1 protein-coding gene is annotated in these 415 nt (G+C 64.1%); it reads left to right on the forward strand.

Going from position 1 to position 415, the window contains the following annotated elements:
* Positions 1-415: ABC transporter permease (locus tag G3I71_RS48700; RefSeq protein ID WP_164325406.1), on the forward strand; the 415-nt coding region annotated here is incomplete at both ends.

Below are 415 nucleotides of genomic sequence, written 5' to 3' on the forward strand. Positions count from 1 at the left end.
CGATTATGGGCATGAACATCGCCATGGGTGTGGGCACCGGGGTCAACGACGACTTCAAGAAGGGCGTGATGGACCGCTTCCGGTCCATGCCCATCGCCCGTTCCTCGGTCCTCATCGCCAAGATCGTGGTCGAGCTCGGCCGGATGATGGTGGCCATCGCGATCCTGCTCGGTATGGGCTTCCTGCTCGGCCTGTCGATCAAGTCCTCGGTGCTCGACCTGTTCCTCGCCATCGGGCTGTCGGCGGTCTTCGGCGCCTCGCTGATGTGGATCTTCATCCTGCTGGGTCTCAGCATGAAGACCCCCCAGGCCGTCCAGGGCGTGGCGATGCTGGTCCTGATGCCGCTTCAGTTCGGCAGCTCGATCTTCGCCCCGCCGACGACGATGGCCGTCTCGCTGCAGAGCTTCCCCGACGT

Origin of the sequence: Streptomyces sp. SID12501 (genome assembly GCF_010550245.1) — a bacterium.
GTDB lineage: Bacteria > Actinomycetota > Actinomycetes > Streptomycetales > Streptomycetaceae > Streptomyces.